15 protein-coding genes are annotated in these 17,581 nt (G+C 59.4%); 8 read left to right on the forward strand and 7 right to left on the reverse strand.

Going from position 1 to position 17,581, the window contains the following annotated elements; translation table 11 throughout:
• Window positions 1–106: 106 nt before the first annotated feature.
• Both AC0NIL_RS31010 and AC0NIL_RS31015 read left to right on the forward strand, forming a co-directional pair.
• Window positions 107–1,924, forward strand: a complete 1,818-nt coding sequence (locus AC0NIL_RS31010; RefSeq protein WP_050580535.1) for a GumC family protein — start codon at window positions 107–109, stop codon at window positions 1,922–1,924.
• A 373-nt stretch (window positions 1,925–2,297) separates the two neighbouring features.
• Window positions 2,298–2,885, forward strand: a complete 588-nt coding sequence (locus AC0NIL_RS31015) for a sugar transferase (protein WP_027163618.1) — start codon at window positions 2,298–2,300, stop codon at window positions 2,883–2,885.
• A 12-nt stretch (window positions 2,886–2,897) separates the two neighbouring features.
• Here AC0NIL_RS31015 and AC0NIL_RS31020 read toward each other — a convergent pair whose 3' ends face one another.
• On the reverse strand, window positions 2,898–3,128 hold the full coding sequence (locus tag AC0NIL_RS31020; RefSeq protein ID WP_127219079.1) for a hypothetical protein: 231 nt from the start codon (window positions 3,126–3,128) through the stop codon (window positions 2,898–2,900).
• Between the two features lie 127 nt (window positions 3,129–3,255).
• Between AC0NIL_RS31020 and AC0NIL_RS31025 the strand changes: the two genes are divergently transcribed.
• Entirely contained in the window at window positions 3,256–3,393 is a 138-nt protein-coding gene (locus AC0NIL_RS31025) for a hypothetical protein (RefSeq protein WP_155924994.1), read from the forward strand.
• Window positions 3,394–3,497: 104 nt separating this feature from the next.
• Here the strand turns inward: AC0NIL_RS31025 and AC0NIL_RS31030 are convergent, their stop codons facing one another.
• Together AC0NIL_RS31030 and AC0NIL_RS31035 are read right to left on the reverse strand one after the other, a co-directional pair.
• Window positions 3,498–4,769 (reverse strand): polysaccharide biosynthesis/export family protein, encoded by a 1,272-nt coding sequence (locus AC0NIL_RS31030; RefSeq protein WP_245267659.1) that lies wholly within the window; start codon window positions 4,767–4,769, stop codon window positions 3,498–3,500.
• 49 nt (window positions 4,770–4,818) lie between these two features.
• Window positions 4,819–5,691 carry a glycosyltransferase family 2 protein gene (locus AC0NIL_RS31035; protein ID WP_024505417.1) on the reverse strand — a complete coding sequence of 291 codons (873 nt, stop codon included), beginning with the start codon at window positions 5,689–5,691 and terminating at the stop codon, window positions 4,819–4,821.
• A gap of 244 nt (window positions 5,692–5,935) precedes the next feature.
• Here AC0NIL_RS31035 and AC0NIL_RS31040 point away from each other — a divergent pair, with 244 nt between their 5' ends.
• Window positions 5,936–7,168 carry a glycosyltransferase gene (locus tag AC0NIL_RS31040; RefSeq protein WP_024505416.1) on the forward strand — a complete coding sequence of 411 codons (1,233 nt, stop codon included), beginning with the start codon at window positions 5,936–5,938 and terminating at the stop codon, window positions 7,166–7,168.
• On the opposite strand, the gene AC0NIL_RS31045 is transcribed toward AC0NIL_RS31040, so the two are convergent.
• Window positions 7,161–8,291, reverse strand: coding sequence for a glycosyltransferase family 4 protein (locus AC0NIL_RS31045; protein WP_024505415.1), 1,131 nt, complete (start codon window positions 8,289–8,291; stop codon window positions 7,161–7,163). The two genes, AC0NIL_RS31040 and AC0NIL_RS31045, sit on opposite strands and share 8 nt — an antisense overlap.
• A gap of 195 nt (window positions 8,292–8,486) precedes the next feature.
• Here AC0NIL_RS31045 and AC0NIL_RS31050 point away from each other — a divergent pair, with 195 nt between their 5' ends.
• The 4 genes from AC0NIL_RS31050 (at window position 8,487) to AC0NIL_RS31065 (ending at window position 13,429) form a co-directional block, all read left to right on the forward strand.
• Window positions 8,487–9,764 carry a glycosyltransferase family 4 protein gene (locus tag AC0NIL_RS31050; protein ID WP_024505414.1) on the forward strand — a complete coding sequence of 426 codons (1,278 nt, stop codon included), beginning with the start codon at window positions 8,487–8,489 and terminating at the stop codon, window positions 9,762–9,764.
• Window positions 9,765–9,803: 39 nt separating this feature from the next.
• Window positions 9,804–10,910 (forward strand): glycosyltransferase family 2 protein, encoded by a 1,107-nt coding sequence (locus AC0NIL_RS31055; protein ID WP_196815422.1) that lies wholly within the window; start codon window positions 9,804–9,806, stop codon window positions 10,908–10,910.
• Between the two features lie 231 nt (window positions 10,911–11,141).
• Complete coding sequence (locus AC0NIL_RS31060; protein WP_164752850.1) at window positions 11,142–12,197, forward strand: acyltransferase family protein; 1,056 nt, start codon at window positions 11,142–11,144, stop codon at window positions 12,195–12,197.
• Between the two features lie 221 nt (window positions 12,198–12,418).
• Complete coding sequence (locus tag AC0NIL_RS31065) at window positions 12,419–13,429, forward strand: glycosyltransferase family 2 protein (RefSeq protein ID WP_024505411.1); 1,011 nt, start codon at window positions 12,419–12,421, stop codon at window positions 13,427–13,429.
• 48 nt (window positions 13,430–13,477) lie between these two features.
• On the opposite strand, the gene AC0NIL_RS31070 is transcribed toward AC0NIL_RS31065, so the two are convergent.
• From AC0NIL_RS31070 to AC0NIL_RS31080, 3 genes are all read right to left on the reverse strand, one after another.
• On the reverse strand, window positions 13,478–14,380 hold the full coding sequence (locus AC0NIL_RS31070; RefSeq protein WP_164752851.1) for a glycosyltransferase: 903 nt from the start codon (window positions 14,378–14,380) through the stop codon (window positions 13,478–13,480).
• A gap of 404 nt (window positions 14,381–14,784) precedes the next feature.
• Window positions 14,785–16,278 carry a lipopolysaccharide biosynthesis protein gene (locus AC0NIL_RS31075; RefSeq protein WP_024505409.1) on the reverse strand — a complete coding sequence of 498 codons (1,494 nt, stop codon included), beginning with the start codon at window positions 16,276–16,278 and terminating at the stop codon, window positions 14,785–14,787.
• On the reverse strand, window positions 16,275–17,378 hold the full coding sequence (locus tag AC0NIL_RS31080; protein ID WP_024505408.1) for a hypothetical protein: 1,104 nt from the start codon (window positions 17,376–17,378) through the stop codon (window positions 16,275–16,277). Before AC0NIL_RS31080 ends, AC0NIL_RS31075 begins: the two co-directional genes overlap by 4 nt.
• Window positions 17,379–17,581: the final 203 nt, after the last annotated feature.

The following is a 17,581-nucleotide window of genomic DNA, read 5'->3' on the forward strand; positions in this document are numbered from 1 at the left end:
GGATCGCGGGGCCTCGGCTTTCAATGCAAAGACCGGCCGCATGCAACGGCCGCCTGCATGGAGCGGGCTGCTCTGGGTGTCTGCGTATGCCTGCAGGAGAAGCTGAATGAATCGCATGTTCACCAATCAATGGCCCTCGATGACGGACCAGCAGGCTTCCGCCGGCCAAGAGTTCATTGGGCTCTCCGACATTACCGAATTTCTGCGCCGCTACGCTGGAACTATCATTGCCTGCCTTGCCATGGCTCTCTTGTTGGCGGGGTTTTACAATTCGAGCACCGACCCAACTTTCATCGCCAGCGCGCAGATTCTGATCGAGCCGAAATTGCCGCAACACCTGCAGGAGGGCGGCGAAGTGGATCTGTCACTGGATACTGCCCAGGTGGAAAGCCAGATCGCTGTAATGCAGTCGGAAAAAATCGCAGCGATGGTGCTCGACCAGTTGAAACTCGTCGACGATGCGCAGTTCAATCGTTCCCAGTCTCCGACTTTGCGGGACAGATTGACGAAGACCGGAGCTGTCCTGCTTGACGCCTTGGGGCTGCGGAAAAGCGCCTGGCTGCAGCATTTCGCTCTTAGCGAGCCTGCCGCACCCCCCATGCTGACCGATTTTCAGAAGTTCCGTCGGAGCATGTTGGTTTTCCGCAACGGCCTCGACGTCCGCCGAGTCGGCGTTTCCTACGCGATTGACATATCCTTCACCTCTCCTGATCCCGAGGGCGCAGCCAGGATTGCGAACGCCACGGCCGATGCCTTCGTACGTGAGCAGATCGAAACCAAGACTGACGCAGCCAAGGAAGGAGGCGCGTGGCTGGAAATGCGGCTTCAGCAGCTGCGAGCTCAAATGAATGAGGCCATGGCAAAAGCGCAGCAGTTCCGGTCACGGCACGACTACAGCGTCGGCATTGAAGCCAAAGCAGACGGGACGAGTGCTGAGCCGACGCTCGAAGAACTTGAGGTGACGGCTGAAACCTACCAGAAGATGTACGAGAGCTTCTTGCAGGCCTACACCAACTCGGTAAGCCAACAGTCGTATCCGGTTGCCGATGCAAGGGTCATCACAGCTGCGACGGCGCCGCTCAATCCGAGCGCTCCAAGGCCGAAGTTGATGCTGGCCTTCGCGGTGGTTGCCGGTCTCATTTTCGGTATTGGACTTGCGTTTGTAAGGCACGCGTTTGACTGGACCATAAGGTCGCCACGACAGATCCGCGACAATCTGGGCGTCGAATGCCTCGGAGAACTGCCGCCGATCGGCAGAAGATCGGGCCTTGTCGACCAAGTGGCAAGATCTCCGCAATCCCGATACAGCCATAGCCTGAGAAAAGTGCGAACCGAGATAAGCCTTGCGGAAACCAGCCGCCCGATCAGGTTTCTTGGGTTGACTGCCGTATCCAACGACGGTTCGAAGAGTTCGGTGGCCAGCAATCTCGCTACGCTCTACTCGATGTCGGGCCTGAAGACGCTGGTGATTGACGCCGACATCCGGCGCCCGACCATGACCCCCTCGCGGCTTCTGAGCCAGTCGGGAGCCCTCGACCTACCGTGCCAGGACCCTGTCCGTCTCAACATCGTTCGTGCTGCGGGGCGGCCGTTCGACATCCTTTCCAGTTCGACCGTGGACGCCAGACACCTCCTGGCGCCTAGCAAGATGGAGGCGTTCCTCTCGGAGCTAGCCGCTAGTGACCTTGCCGCCAACGGACTTCCTGCCTACGACATTGTCATACTCGACCTGCCGACGCTTGCCTCGGGTGCCGACGAACTGATTGTCGGATCTGTCCTGGACGGCGTGGTGATCGTTGCCGAGTGGGGCAAGACACAGGTCCAGACGCTGCAGGAACTTGTCAAGACGTTGCAGGCCTGCAGGACCCCGATACTAGGCGTACTCTTGGCCAGGGTCCGCGCGCCCAAGCGCCGTAAAGCATGAAACCGTAGCGAGACATTCTCCTTCGGAAGTTGCAAAAAGTCTAGGAGGATCATTCCTTGGGATTAGGGGGATAGCCCCTGAGCGTCACGCTACCTCCTTTGCCCTTCTTGTCGACAACCTCCGACCTTGGAAGAGTGCAACAACAAGTCGAAACAGCGATTGTTCCATGACAACGAACGCCTTCGAGTCACATCAGGCAGCCCCGATCTGGGTTCAGCCATCTCTGCCTATCCCGTCCGACAGCCGAACGGCAGTCCTGCACGTCCTTCCCGCATCCGACAACAACGGTGCCGGGGCAGTGTTGACGGACCTTTCGCCTGCGCTCAGGTTGGGAACGACGAACCCTCCTGTGGGCGGTCTCCTGAAGCGCATCATGGATCTGGTAGTAGCATTCACGGCGCTTATGGTTGCCGCGCCGGTAATGATTGTCGTTGCTCTGCTGATCAGGATGACGGCAGGAGGCCCGGCAGTGTTCTCGCATAGCCGCATCGGCTTTGGCGGAAAGCCATTCGATTGCTACAAGTTCCGCTCGATGGTCACCAATTCGGACGAAGTTCTGAAGTCATTTCTCGACAGCAACCCTCAAGTCAGGTTGGAATGGGAGGAGACCCGCAAGATCAGGAACGACCCCCGCGTCACGGTGCTTGGGTGGATGCTGCGTAAGTCGAGCCTCGACGAACTCCCGCAATTGTTCAACATCATCCGCGGCGACATGAGTTGTGTGGGTCCAAGGCCCATCGTCAAGGACGAACTAAAATGCTACGGCGACCACTTAGGGGAATACCTTCGGGCAAAGCCCGGGCTCACCGGTCTGTGGCAGGTGAACGGAAGAAGCAGCATGGACTACGCCAACCGCGTGAAGCTGGACTGCCAGTATGTGCGGAACTGGTCGGTTTGGCTCGATATCGTGATCCTGTTCAGGACGGTTTTCGCAGTCATACGTTTCGACCGGGCTTCCTGAAGTCCCGCCGTGTCACCTTTCCTTGCGCTTCCGGTGGACGGACAGGGACAGACCGATGATATAGGCGCCAGCCAAGACGAATGACAGTATCAGGAACTTAGTGACGGTCACGTAGCCCGGCAACCCGAGCCCATTCCAGGCAAAGCTTCCGACCACAAGCAGCGCAGTCGCCGCGATCAGCGCAGGAGCCTTGAAGCGCAGTCCCATCAGAACGCCTGCCGCCGATATAGCGATTACACTCATGAGCACCGACATCTCCAGTGATACCCGCAGGAACTGATCGCCTCACTGCGGCAGGGAAGGCATCGTCAGCGTGCCCACTGATATGCGGCCTCAAAGTGCAAGGCAAGTGCCGCCGGAAATTGCTAGCATGGTCGGCCAGATCATTGAACTTGAAGCGAACCAGTTCAAAGAAAGGTGCGCGGCGGTTTTCCGTGTGGAACAGCAGAAAAACAAGCACCTGCAGCGAGCTGGCAGCTCCGCCCACTCTGAACCGCTCTGGCCATGACGCCGGCGCGTTCTTTACCCGTCCAGGCGGCCACCAACGGTCTCGGGTTCGGAGGTCATGTCGAAGGCGTTGCGAGCCGGCACCCGCGCCAATCATGAAGCCTGTCAATTGGTACCTTGAACAGAAACCGTCCCTGCCTGGACGTCGTCCTCTACAGGTAGAGCAGCCAAGCCGGACGGCGGGGCGGGGATATCGATCTTCACGGTATCGCCTGGCTCGATCGGCGTCGTTTCCTCAGCCGTGAGTTCTTGCGAGCCGCTGTCCGTCGTCCTCACGATCTTGAAGATCGGCTTGGCCCTTTCGGCGCGCTCTCTAAGGGCGAGCAGAGCAGGGGCCGTGACCTCGGTATCGTGCAACAACTGCACCGCGGTGTTGGCCTTGCTGGTCACTTCATTGAGCTGCAGTTGCGTCTCGCGCAAGGCAGCAGCGACTTCGCTGGCTTGGCTATTGCCGAGGTTGAGGATCTCGATGTCGGTCTTGCTTATCTCCTGCCTGACTCGCAAGAGCGAGGTCTCGGCAACCAACCTGTCGCTCTGCATCTGTGCGACCGTTCCCTGTAGAGAGAGTTCCCGCGGTGCAACCGCCAGCCCCTTCTGGACAAGGGCCGAAACACCCGCGAGTTCCTTCTGGATAAGTTCGATCTGTTGGTCGTGGAAGGCCATCTGCTGGCCGAGCGAGGTCAGTTCCTTTTCGAGGAAATCCTTGAGTTCGCGCAGGGCACGGAGTTGCGTCGCCATGGCGTCCTTGCGGACGGCGAAGATCTTGCGCTCCTGCTCCATCGCCACCGCGACCGTCTCGTTCGAAGCTCTGTCCTTCAGTTGCGCAGGGAAGGCGATGTCGTCGCTGCCAGCTAGTTCTGATTCCAGCCGTGCTTTGCGAGCGAGCAGACTGACGTTGCTCAGCGCCAACAAACCCACATCGCCCTGACCCACGATGACTTCACGCTCGAGCCTCGACATGTCTTCCTCGCGTGTTCGCAGGCCGCCGGCGATTCCCAGCGCCTGCAGCACCGTCAGCCCGGGCCTGTAGGGGAACTCGCCTGGCTGCGTGACGTAGCCGACAATGTAGAACGGCCTGTACTGGACAATCTCGACAGCGACATCCGGCTGGCGGCCGAGGCCCATGTGCTGCATCAGGCGGTCGCCGATCGCGCGGGCGAGGTCGCCGGGGGCGGTGCCCTGCGCGCGTATCTGGCCGACAAATGGAAGGAAGAGCGTGCCGTCGGCACCGACGACGAAACTGTCGTTGAGAGCCGTCCATTCGAAAATCACGTCGCGTGATGCGCGCCATTCGTAGACCTTGAGCCTGACCTTGTCCTGAGGTCCGAGGAGGTACTCGGCAGCCACCGTCGGCAAGGGGCAGGCAGCCGCCGCCAATGAAGCCGCCGCCACTGTCACAAGCCATTTCCGCATTGTCTTCCCACCTTCAGATTTTCAGGATGTATTCGGGTTCGATTCGTCCCATGGCGATGTGCCGGATCGCCAGCATGTTACCCCTGAGCCTGCCCCTGCGATCGATATACGGCTCAGGCCGCAGGCTCTTTGCGAGATTCGCGGCGATATTCCTGAACATCAGCGGAAGAGCGAAAGAGGCCGGAACGGAGCCCTTCCTGATCAGATAGATCGCATTCGCAACCTGGGAGTAGCCGAACCGCTCGCCGCTGACCCGCCCTGTCTTGATACCGAGATGGACGCCCGTGATCGCGGTCACGCAGACCACGCGGCCTTTGGATCTCATTTGGCTGGTGAAGTCGATGTCTTCCTGCCAGCCGTACAAGACGAGGCGCTCGTCGAAGCGCAAATCGCCCACAAGCGAGGAACGCAAGGACATGTTGCATCCGTATGCTCCGACATGGTCGACCACCGGCGGTCCATCATGTTTTTTGCCCTCGTTTTCCCGCAAGGCGGCTTCGGCATTTTCCCAGGTGAGGCCAGCATTCGTGGCACCGTCCCTGACGACCGTGCCCATCACCACCGCCCATCCATCATTTTCCACGAAAGCTTTCTCGACCTGCTGCAGATATTCGGCGGACGGAACGAAATCATCGTCGAAGAATGTGATGATGTCGAAGCGCCCCAGGGAAGGTACGAGAGCCCTGTTCCGCTGGGCAGCCAGTCCTTTCGGTCCGAAAACGAGTGACACCTGGAAAGGACAGCTTTCCGGCAGGCCGACATGCGAGGCGTCGGGCGCCGACACTATGACCTCATCAGGAAGCCTCGTCTGGCCGCCCAAATATCCAAGCAAACGCCCGACCTGTCCGCTGCGGCCAAGCGTCGGGATGATCACTATGAGTCTCATGCTCGATCCAGCTTCGGTTCCGCCGAAACCTAGACCGACGAGTGGACCGACACAGCCTGCATAAAAGGAGACGGGAGGAGCCTGGCCTACCGCCGGACACAGGCTTTCGGAGTATCCCGGTGACGGACCACATCCGCAAGTATTAGATGGCCATGCGCCCGTAGCGGTGTGTAGCCGATCGGACAGCTTGCCGGAGCAACGACATGGAATGGAGACTGCCAGCCTTATGAGGCTAGGGGGAACCATGCTCCACGAACGCTCTTCCGATTTGGCCGTCGCTGCCAAGATCGATGTATCCATCGAAGAATTGCCGGCCGCGCCGGGGCCCGGCTTCGACAGCAATGCCAGGATAGCGATCGTTCATGACTGGTGCCCGAATTTCCGGGGAGGGGAAAGGGTTCTTGCGCAAATCTGCAAGCAGTTCCCCAACGCCGAGGTCTTCACGCTTTTCGATTTCCTGCCACAAGAGGTGAAGGAGCAATATTTCCACGACGTGGAATTCCATACGTCTGCGGCCAACCGGATACCGATGGTCCATAAATTCTATCGATCCCTCTTCTTTTTCTGTCCCTTTCTGATCGAGCAATTCGACGTGACGGGCTACGACGCGGTGATCTCGTCGTCGGCCGCCTTCTCGCGCGGCGTCATCACCAGGCCGGACCAGCCGCATCTGTGTTATGTGCACAGTCCCGTCCGCTACGCCTGGGATGAACAATTTTCCTATCTTCAGCAGGGACGGCTTGGTTTCGGCCCCAAGGGAATGCTCTATCGCTACATGCTCCATCGCCTGAGGACATGGGATACGAGAACCGCGCACGGTCCGGACCTGATGCTGGCGAACTCGAATTATGTCCGCTCCCGTATCCAGCACATTTACGGGCGCCAGGCGCGCGTCGTTTTCCCCCCGGTCACACTGGGCGAATTGCCTTGTGTGGAGGATAAGGACGATTACTACGTTTCAGCGTCCTTCCTCGCCCCCTACAAGCGCACCGACCTTGTCATCCGGGCCTTCAACGAAATGCCTTCGCGGCGACTGGTCATCGTTGGCGAAGGGCAGCAATCAGCCTGCTTGCGGGCGCTTGCCGGTCCCAACGTCACCTTCTCGGGCTACCTGCCCCGGAAAGACTATGTGGACACCCTGGCGCGGGCGAAGGCGATGGTGTTTGCGGGCTGCGAGGATTTCGGCATAGCGCTGGCCGAGGCACAGGCCTGCGGGACGCCGCTGGTCGCCTTCGGTCGCGGCGGCGCCGTCGACATCGTACAGCGGCTAGGATCATCCTCCGAGCCGACAGGAGTGCTGTTCAAGGCTCAAACGGTCGATCACCTCAAGCAGGCAGTGGAACGGTTCGAAGAGAATAGCCATGCCATTGCGCCGCGCGCTTGCGCCAGAAATGCAGGACGTTTTTCAGAAGAGAACTTCGACCGCGCGATCCTGGAATCGCTAGACGCCGTCCAGGCACTTCACGAGATCATGTGAATTCGGGAGCCCTGACGATCTTCGTTTCCGTATCGACGCCGTCTGCGGCCGCCATCGCCTGGAGATAACGCAGGCCCGTCGCCCTCCAGCTGTATTCCGCGGCTCTCGCCTTTCCCTTGCCCATCATCTGAGCGCGCAGGGCCTGAGAAGTGCGAAGCTGCACGAAACTGTCGAACCATGCGTCCTGGTCGTCTGGGGATGCAAACAGCGCTGCATTGCCGCAGACTTCAGGCAGGCTGGCGCGGTCTGAAACCACGACAGGACAGCCGACGGCCATCGCCTCGAGGGCTGGGAGACCGAAGCCCTCCGTGAGCGAGGGGAAAGCCAGGCATAGCGAGTCCCCGAGGAGGGCCGCCAACTCGCCATCCGAAATGCGGCCGAGCCAGTGGATGTTTCGCGCTTCGGTCCTGGCGGATCCTGACCTAAAGACGCGCGAATCCGACATGCCGACAATCGCGATTCTGAGTCCGGCTTCGCCAAGACGATCAGCCATGTTCAGGAGGAGATCCAGATTCTTGTGAGGTGCGGCACTGCCGATCAGGACAACGGTTTCCCGCGAGGCCGCCAGCCGCGTCTGTGCTGAGTGTTCAGGCTCCCACCGCAAGGCATGCTCATGGCCGTTCGGCGCCACGAAAGCCCGCTCTGCCGGGATGACGTCGCGGCGAACCAGTTCATCCAAGGAGTAGTTGGAAACGGTCGAAATACCGCACGCCGTCTTGCCGAGGGCGGGCAACAGATTCCTGTAAAGAAGTCTAAAGGCAAATGAATAGCTCTGCGGGGCATTCCAGACGTTTGCATCATGGACGCAGACGATATGCTTGCGGGAAAGCAGCGGCCCTGTGTTGCAGAGGCTGAGCAGTCCGCTGCCATCCAGGGATGAGGGGAGCTGCACCTGTTCCCAGGCATGCCCGTTCATGCCGCCGATCTCTCGACGCTCGATGCAAGCCAGGGGGAAGTCTCCGGACCCTGGAGGGTGGAGCAGTGCAAGCTCGAGGCCGCGGGTCAGCGGGTTCTGCTCGGCCAACAAGGTGTCGAGAGCGCGCACGACCTCGCGCGCGTAACGCTGAACGCCTGTTGTCGGCTGCGAAAGAAACCGCCCATTGATCGTCCAACGTCGCGCCATGTCGTCCACCCCTTGGAACTTTCAGTGTGGAACCGTCAAGACGCCAGGTCACCATGGCCATCGGGTCATTCGGCTAAGTGGCAATCATCCGGATTGGCGACGTCGGACAGCGTACCTACCTCGAACGTTTAAGGGCCTTGGTGTTCCTGGGAATGCTAGTCTGCCTAGGGTGCCGGAAGGTCGGGGAAGCTGGACATGGCCAAGCTCGGGTTCGATACGAGGGAGTCGCCGCAACCAAGATCGGCCTGGCCGGCGAACAGACACCGTGCCGACACGCCCTTGGCCAGATCCGCTGTCGCCGGCGCCGACTTCCTGATCGGCCATCCCGCTGCGGTGTGCGCGGACCGGGAAGCGCCGAGACGGCGCTGGACGATAAATGGAGACTTCACGACGCTTCGGCCAACCGGTGTGGCCCGTTACGCCCGCGAGGTCACCTTGGCTCTCGACGCCCTCATTTCAGAAGGGCATCCGCTCGGTCGCGACCTGGAGATTGATCTCGTGGTGCCGCGTCCGCTTTCGGAACCTTTGCGCCTCGATGCCATCCCCGTCCGGGTCGTTCCTGAATTCAGCAGGCCGCGACTGCCGCAATTTTGGGTGCAGGCGCAGTTGCCCTGGCATGTGCCTGGAGGATTGCTGAGCTTCTGCAATCTCGCTCCCGTCGCGCTGAGGCGCCAGATCGCGTGTATCCATGACATGCACACAAGGCTCATGCCGTCGAGCTACGCGCGAGGATTCCGCTGGGCGCACCGCTTGATCCTGCCGGCACTTGGCAGGCAGGCCGCCCGCATCACGACCGTCTCGCAACTCTCACGCAGCCATCTGATCAAGTTCGGAATCGCGCCAGAAGAAAACATCGTCGTCACCTACAACGGCAGCGACCATGCGAACCGGTGGGATGCGGCGAGATCAACTCTGGCCGTCGACCGGAGCAGGCCGTATGTCCTCTGCTTGGGGAGGCGGGACCAGGAATATAAGAACATGGGGCTTCTCGCCAGGCTGGCCCCACACCTCGACGCGATGGGTCTTGACCTGTGGATGCCAGGCGATGTCGACGAGGCCACGCTCCTGAGGTACATCCCGCAAATGCCCGGAAACATCGTCCTTCCTGGCCGCATAGGGGACGACGACTTCAAGAAGGCGCTCGAAGGCGCCCTGTGCTTCCTGTTCCCGTCACGGATCGAGGGCTTCGGGCTGCCGGCGGTCGAGGCGATGGCTTCGGGCTGCCCGGTCGTGGCCTCGACCTCGCCATGTCTTCCCGAAATCTGCGGGGATTCGGCCCTTTATGCCGATCCCGACGACGTCCAGTCATGGGCCGAAGCCATCCGCCTGTTGATGCTAGCCCCAGACTTGCGGCAGCGTTTGGTTACCAAGGGGAACGCCAGGGCGAGCAGTTATTCCTGGCGGTGGATAGCGTGGAAATACCTCGAACTCATGATTCAGGTCGACGCCGATTTCGGGGAGTTCGGCGATTGACCGGCGGCCAGTCTTCGGATTGACCTCCAGGAGAGCACGATGGACGAGAACGACTTGCGAGCATTGGTGGCAGCCGCTCATCGCGCGCGCCGGCCTCGCCGTGTAACCACCGATCCTGGCCGCAGACCGAAACCCGTGCCGACCATTTCGATCTGCATCCCGACTTACAACCGCTCGTCCATGCTGGCGGAATTGTTAGACAGCATCATCGCCCAAGCTTTGGAGGACGCGATCGAGGTCGTGGTCAGCGATGATGCTTCACCGGACAATACGGTCGCCGTGGCCGAAGGCTATAAGGGTCGCATCAAGCACTACACCTTGCTTTCCCAGCCGAAGAACTTGGGAGTGGACGGCAATTTCCTGGCGGTCGTGGAGGCGGCGAAGGGCGATTACATCTGGCTGATGGGCGACGACGACCATCTGGAACCGGGCGGGCTAGCACGGGTGCTGGAAGCGATCCGGCGTTGGCCCGGCGTAACCGGTCTAACGCTAGGCGTGATCGACTATGACGTGACGATGACGCGCCGGACCGGCATCCGTCGGATCCCGCCTACACAACTGATCGCCGATGCCGGTACGCTGTTCGCGACGATGGGTGATCTGCTGGGCTTCATGTCCGCCCTGGTGATAGACCGTGCCAAATGGAATGAGATCGCATCCGAGCCTAATGTCTCGGAATTCAAGAATTACTACGTCCAAGTTTATATCATCGGCCGTGTTGTCGAACGGTTTGGAAAATGGGGCGTGGTCCAAGAACCTTGTGTCGGCTATCGGTCGGGCAACGACCAGTTCAATATCAAGTTCGGATGGCTGGATCGCCTGAAGATCGACGTTGCCGCCTATGATCAGATTGCTTTCGCGTTGTTCGCGGACACACCCGCTGTGTGCGAAGCGTTTCGCCGCCGGATATTTGATACGCACGTGATGGCGCGGTTGAACAACGCTAAAACTGCGGGGGGACGGACCATCGCGGTGAGCGCAGCGATCAGGTACCTGTACGGCCGTTACCATGGAATGCCGCACTATTGGACCCGCGCAGTGCCGACGCTCCTTGCGCCGCAATGGATCCTGCGGAACGCACGGTCCGCATACAAGCGGCTGTCGCCCAACTCGGGCGCGTTCCGAGCGCGTGAAATGTCCAACTGATAGATAGCGGCAGCGGGGGGTGCTACCAGATTGAGGATCGCGTCAATGGGCGCAAAGGATGAAGATCGTGCAGAAGAACGGACAGGCCACCGCGAGGCCGACCTCGTAACAGAACGGTTGAGGGCTGATCGCCGATGCATTGGACCATATGACTCAAGGGGATGCTGGGGTCCCTGGGGTGGGGCGATCTTCTCAACAATAGGCACGGTCAGCTTCGGACTGATAACCCGGGTGAACGCGGAATACCATCCGGCCGCCCGGACTGCTGGGGCAAGGAGGTTCTGGCACAATCCTCAGCTTTTGAGGCTCATATCCGCCTACGCCATCGGCTACATCCACATGTCCGGAGTGGTGAGCGCCGCCCATATTGAGCCGGGTGTCTTGGACATTTTCCGTTTCGGGACGGATCTGTTCATGGTTCTGGCCGGTTTTCTTACCGCGCATGTGCTTGGGAACAATGGCAGGTCGGCCGGCGCCTATTTGCGAACGAGGCTCATTCGAATCGTGCCCTTGTATTGGGGCGTCACGATTCTCGCATTTCTTGTCGAGAACTACGCGATGAAAAGCCATCAGAGGACCTTGTCCGAGCTTTTCATGTCGCTCGCCTTCGTCCCCTTCGGACCCTACCCCATCTTGTATCCGACGTGGACCTTGCTGGTAATCGTCGAATTCAGCCTGATCATCGCAGCTTTCCAACTCGTCAGCGTGAAATATGGGATCCTCTATTCCGCCGCCTTCGCGGTTCTTCTTGCGGTCGCGGGCGAGACATCAGGCATTGAGAACCCCATTTTCGTATTTTACACCAATCCGATCCTGATCGATTTCGCTTTCGGCATCGTCATCTTCAAGCTTTCCAACTCCGGGCTGTTCCCTTTCAAACTGCCGTGGAGCGGGGCCGTTACCCTCGCGGCGGCGGCAGTCGCCTTCGGAGCCTTAGCAGCAGTCTTGCGTCCTTTCTGTTGGCCGGCGCTGCCCCGTCTCCTCGCGCTCGGCATGCCGATGTCGGTCCTGTTGCTGGGGGTTGTCGCTCTGGAGCAGCTCGGTGTCTTCAGCGACTCCAAGCTCTTGAACTTTCTCGCCAAATGCACTTATGCGATCTACTTGACCCACTGGTTCGTGGCTATCGTATCCGAGAAGCTCGTTGCCGAAAGCGGAGATTCGGCGCGGCTCGCCTCGGTGCTGTTGTTCGTGACGCCCATGGCCGTCACCTGCGTTTCGGTGCTGGTTTATCTTTTTGCTGAAGTGCCGCTGACCCGATATCTCTCCGGCCGCTTCACAGGCAGCTGAATGAGACGGAGAGGCTGGCGATGAGGTTGCACCTGCCCCTACGCCTTTGGTCGATTGTCATCCCCTAGCCTTTTAGACGGCATGACCTTCCAGCCGATTTGTTGGAGGATGGGCCTGGAAACCAAGTCTTTGTCCTCGATCGTGGCGTGGTGCCTGTGCTGGCCCACATCAGGTCGCTCCGATAACCGAGGCGACCAATCAGGTAAGGGGAGCCTGTGCTGATGCCCAGCATCAATGTAGTCATACCCTGCTACAACGCTGATCGGTTCCTCGCGCAATGTATACGCAGTGTGCTTTCGCAAGGCATCGACGATCTCCGGATTGTTGTTATCGATAACGCGTCAACAGACGACAGCGTGGAAGTGGCACGCCGACTTGCCGCCCAAGACAGCCGGGTTGAAGTCGTGTGCCACGCCAGGAATGTAGGGCCAATTGCGTCCTTCAACGAAGGCGTCGAGCTTGCGCGAGGAGACTACTTCATCCTTTTGTGCGCCGACGATCTCCTGACAGACGGCTCGCTCCAACGCGCCGTTGATGTCCTCGAAAGCAATCCTGGGGCTGCTTTCGCCATAGGGTCTGATCTCAGCATGATCGAGGGGAAGGATTTTGCCGAACCAAGTCAACCAGATGGATGGCGCGTAACGGCGGGTGCCCGGTTCATTGAAGACTGTTGTCGTCATCTGGGCCATCTGGGAGTGTCCCTGGCCTTGGGAGCGGTGCTGGTCAGGATGACTGCGCAAAAGGCGGTGGGTCACTACCGTGCGTCACTCGCGCACGCGCCCGATTTGGAGATGGTGCTTCGCCTCGCGCGGTTGGGTTCAATCGTGGAATTCGAGGGCGCGCTCGGTATCCGACGCGTGCATGCAGCACAAATAACGGTGGTCCACTTTTCGGACAAATTAACGCAATTGAAAGAACGAGAGGCGGTATTCGCCAGCTTCTTCTCGTGCGAAGGCGCTGCCATGCCGGCGGCATCGGGGCTTCGTCGCATGGCAATGCGCCGGGTTGCCGATGCCGCTTATTGGTCGGCAGTCTCTCATATTGTCCGAGGAAGGACCGCTTGTGGCGTCGAATTGCTTAGATATAGCTTTTCGCTGTCTCCGATATTGAGGCTGTTTCCGCCGCTGGGCCATCTTTATCGAACGAAGGGCGCCGTCAGACGGGCCTTGGCAGTGGTTTCCGGTCGGTCGGGCTCGTCCACCCGCCAAGTGGAGCATGCGGATACAGCATAGTGCTGATCAAATCCTGTCGAGTGCCACTTTAGAGAGGCGCCCGCCTCCCTACACCATTTGTGATGACAAGCTGCTATCAGCCACCTGGCCTGCCTTGCGGAGCCAAGACAGGAACGGGCCATAGCACACATCGCAGGAAAAGAGGCTGGCGAATACATGCGCGGTACCCTCGGATTTCTGACGCCGAAGTTCCGCATTGCTCAACAGCGCGATGACCGCCTGTGCAAAGTCTGCACCACCATTGGCCACGATCGCTCCCTCATCAAGTTGGTGGGGGTCACCTGCGTCCACACCTATCGAGGTCGTCACGAGGGGGCGGCCGTAAGACATGGCCTCGGCCACCTTTATCTTGACGCCGGCGCTGCCGGAAACGAGCGGGGCCACGACAAGCTGGGCGCGCCTATATTCGGGAGCGAGGTCCGGGAGCGCTCCCACACACTCCAGGCCGGCCGCCGGCGTAACCTCACATGTGAAGGCGGCGGTTCCGACGATGCGAACCCTTGCCGTGGGGCATGAGGTTCGAACAGTTGGCCAGACCTCCTTCAGGAACCACGACAGTGCGGCACGATTTGGCTCTGTGGCATTCCCGACGAAGAGAACGATGGGCTCATTGCTGTCGGGTTGCTTTTCGTGATTGTCGAAGCCCATGCCAAGAGAGATCACGCGTGTCACCCCGAGATGGTTGCGGGCGTAGGAGGCGTCATCCTTGCTGTTGAAACCGACACACTCTGCCGCCTTCAGCGAGTTTGACAATCTCTTTTCCTCAGTCCAATTCTTGTCCGGGCCGGGGGTTGCGCCGGCCTCCCAGCGCGCTGCCCCGTTGCGGTGCTGAAGATGGCCAACAAGTGAGAAAACCCTGTGACCGTTGCAGGAGAGGCAAGGAGCGAAATGCACGGCATCGTGGAACAGTATGACGGCGTCCGGCCGTCCAGCTTCGATACGGTCAAGCACCCACTGAGTCTCTCCCTTGGAAAAGTTCTGGTCCGTCATTGGGGAAACAGGTGCGGTCTTCCGTCCAAGGAACGATCCGGCCAGATGCCCGGACCGAAGCAACTCCGTGGATAGAAATGTTCTCTGGCCCAATCTGATACTTCGACGAACCTGCCACGAAGAAAACTGCTCTATTTCATATACACTCCTACAGACTGGACTCCTTCGGCCGCGCGCTATGTTGGATACATACCCGTGTACCTCGTGGCCGGACTTCAGGAGATATCGCCCGAACGCCTGGATATAGGCGCCGTCTCCGCCGAAGAACGCGTCGTACGGATAGCTATGGACGATTGCTATACTGGCCATTTGCCCTCCAAATAGCTTCTCTCTCGGGCCTTCGCCGGTCGAAGTCGCGGGCTGCGTCAAGCGCCGGCCCGCGCCTCGCCTCGAAAGCCCAGCAGCACATCCTGAAACAGCTTGAGCTGCCCCAAGACGAACAGCAAGACGAATGCATAGATACTGATCAGAACCAGCCCGCCAGCCGCGAGCCGCAGAAGCGAAGGAACCTCCGGGCCGAGATAGCGCTGCACTGCCAGCGCACCCACCGAGGCCACGATGCCGGCCATCCATGGCCTCATGATCGTCCGCAACAGATCCCCGACTGAAACCGGCGTTCCGTGCAGGCTCCACACCAGGTGTGGATAGAGCCAGAGCACCAGCGCCGTCGAGTAGCTCAGTGCAACGCCCTCGGGGCCGAAGGAGATTCCTGCGCAGTAGGAAGTGATGACGAGAGGGGCGATGGCGAAAGCCAGATACAGGCTGCGCTTCTGCTTGCCGGTCGAGATGAGCAGCCAATATGTAGGGTTGATGATCCCGAACACCAAGATGGTAGGCGTGAGCAGCCGGAAGATGGTCGCCGCCCCCGTCCATTGCGAGCCCAGCACCACGGTGATGATCTCATGTGCGAACAGGAACGAGAACATTGTGATGGGAACCGTCACCGCGATGACGATCGAATATCCCTTGAGGTAGAAGTTCCGCAACCGCGCGGGATCATGCTGCATTCGTGACAACGCCGAGAACAGTACCGCACCGACGGCGCTGTTGATGGTCGCCGTAGGGATGCCAATCAGCTGGAAGGCCCGGGTATACAATCCGAGCGACGCAGCGCCCCAGAGCCGCCCGAGAAGGACTTTCTCCACATTGTAGCCAATATAGACAACGAGGTTGTTCAGCGTGACGATTCCACCGAAATGCAAGAGCGAGCGAATATTGGCGCCGCGTCGAGGCCATCCAGGAATCCACCCGGTGGCGATCCAGCAGCCCAGGCTGTTGATTGCCGGCGAGATAAGTGTCGGGGCGATCAGTGCCCAGTAGCCGTAGCCACGCAACGCGAGCAGCACACCGGACAGGATGCCCACGCACAGGGCACCCGTTTCGATCGCGCTGAGTGTGACATAACGCAAGTCGCGCTCGATCAGAGCGGCATGTTGCACGCCGGCCGCGTTAAGCAGGAAAGCTGGAGCGACCGCGATGGCGATCCTGAGTAGACGCGGCTCATGGTAGAAGGCTGATATCGTGTAGGCACTCGCGGCGCAGAGCAGCGCGAGAAAGACCCCTACCAGTATGTTGATCCAGAACAGTGCCGAAACCTGGTCAAACGAAATCTCATGCTTTTGGATGGTAGCGGAGGAAAGCCCGGCGGTGGTGAAGACGTCGAAAATGCCTGTGAGTGCCACCACCATCGCGACCAGGCCGAAATCGTCAGGGCTGAGCAGGCGTGCCAGGATGGCAATATAGCCCACCCTGAGAATCAGGTTCACCCCCTGGCTCACCATCCTGGCGACGCCACTTTGAATGGCTTCCCTTTTAAGGTTGCGGGGTTCGCCTTTGGCACTGAGGGCCTTGTGGGTCATGTATCACTGGCTGCATACGCGCTTGTTTCCGTTTGAGCTGCCGTAGCATGCCCCATGTGAGCGATTGCCTCGCCAGGCACCCGTTCCAGCCAAATTTCTCGCCACCAGGGATAGACGGCTCTTGGGCACTGCATCCGGCAATCGCTATATCTCGAATTGCACCAGACTTTTTCCAGGATGACCGCCGGTCCCCTGAGCCGGTTGAGAAGTCCGGTCTTTTCATTGACAAACGCTGTTACTCGCGACCGGACCCTGAAAGTATGGTCGCAATAGGGGACCATCTCGGCGTCGAAATACAGGCCACGGTTCTTATTATCCGTGTCTAGGGTCTTGAGGATTTCTTCATAGGACTTAACCCTGATCAGCTCCCCCGGTTGGAGATCAAGCTTGATGGTTGGAACCGGCTGGCCGGCAGGTATCGATCCCCGATATCGTGGGAATGAAACGCCACCGTAAATGTGCTGCACCTTGTCATACAGCCAGCTGACAATCACGGACAGCCTCCCGAGATGCAGACGGCCCATGTAGTGATAGATACTGAATACTGCTGCATAGATGAATCCGACCAGGAGACGCTTTTTGCTGGCATTTCCCGATGCATAGTCTTCCACATACTGCCGGGCATCCCACCAAGAAAGTGGGGTGGTCGCATCCAGAAGTTCTGTGGCTTGGCATGAGTATCTCGGACCACCTGAAAGTGGCTGGCTCTTGGCGCGCGTACCAGCCAGCACGTCGCTTTCCGTGCAACCTTTTCCATTCGCCGCGTTGGTTCGCGGCGCGATTGCCTCGTCCGAGGACGCCACAGGCCTGAGCCATGCCTCTTTCCAGAAGACCAGGCACGCTGCCTGACAACCTCCAAACGCGTTGCCGTCGCACCTCAGGTTTTCAAGATGGATGCCTCCGGATAACTTGCGTCCGCCAGCAAAATTGATCGTGTCACATGTCTTGTGCGCGCGCTTGTAAACACGAAAGCGGTGACCACAATATTGAAACATCTGTGGCATGAAAGGAAGCTCCTCAAGTCGACCATTTCTGTCGAGCGTAAGAAGGATTTCTTCCTTGGACCGAATCTCTACCCAGTCGCCGACCCTCAGTGACATGCAGCACTCCCGTCCACAGCGCGCTCCGCAACCAATGTCATTTGCCTAGTGCCGTACCATAGCATCCCTGGAATCCGACAGCCGTCCCCGAATTAGCGGTAGCTACCTTCCACTTTTGACGGAGTGGAGCCATGGCTGTCACATCACTACGATCCTTCTCTCGGACCCGAACGGTCTCCGAGGCATTTGGGCGGGCTGGTAAG

Source organism: Mesorhizobium sp. WSM1343, assembly GCF_055901535.1.

Coding starts and splice junctions, on each gene's coding strand:
- AC0NIL_RS31015 (WP_027163618.1), top strand. CDS start 2,298: ATGGATCTGGTAGTAGCATTCACGGCGCTTATGGTTGCCGCGCCGGTA.
- AC0NIL_RS31035 (WP_024505417.1), bottom strand. CDS start 5,691: ATGAGACTCATAGTGATCATCCCGACGCTTGGCCGCAGCGGACAGGTC.
- AC0NIL_RS31040 (WP_024505416.1), top strand. CDS start 5,936: ATGCTCCACGAACGCTCTTCCGATTTGGCCGTCGCTGCCAAGATCGAT.
- AC0NIL_RS31065 (WP_024505411.1), top strand. CDS start 12,419: ATGCCCAGCATCAATGTAGTCATACCCTGCTACAACGCTGATCGGTTC.
- AC0NIL_RS31045 (WP_024505415.1), bottom strand. CDS start 8,291: ATGGCGCGACGTTGGACGATCAATGGGCGGTTTCTTTCGCAGCCGACA.
- AC0NIL_RS31010 (WP_050580535.1), top strand. CDS start 107: ATGAATCGCATGTTCACCAATCAATGGCCCTCGATGACGGACCAGCAG.
- AC0NIL_RS31050 (WP_024505414.1), top strand. CDS start 8,487: ATGGCCAAGCTCGGGTTCGATACGAGGGAGTCGCCGCAACCAAGATCG.
- AC0NIL_RS31080 (WP_024505408.1), bottom strand. CDS start 17,378: ATGTCACTGAGGGTCGGCGACTGGGTAGAGATTCGGTCCAAGGAAGAA.
- AC0NIL_RS31055 (WP_196815422.1), top strand. CDS start 9,804: ATGGACGAGAACGACTTGCGAGCATTGGTGGCAGCCGCTCATCGCGCG.
- AC0NIL_RS31075 (WP_024505409.1), bottom strand. CDS start 16,278: ATGACCCACAAGGCCCTCAGTGCCAAAGGCGAACCCCGCAACCTTAAA.
- AC0NIL_RS31025 (WP_155924994.1), top strand. CDS start 3,256: ATGGTCGGCCAGATCATTGAACTTGAAGCGAACCAGTTCAAAGAAAGG.
- AC0NIL_RS31020 (WP_127219079.1), bottom strand. CDS start 3,128: ATGAGTGTAATCGCTATATCGGCGGCAGGCGTTCTGATGGGACTGCGC.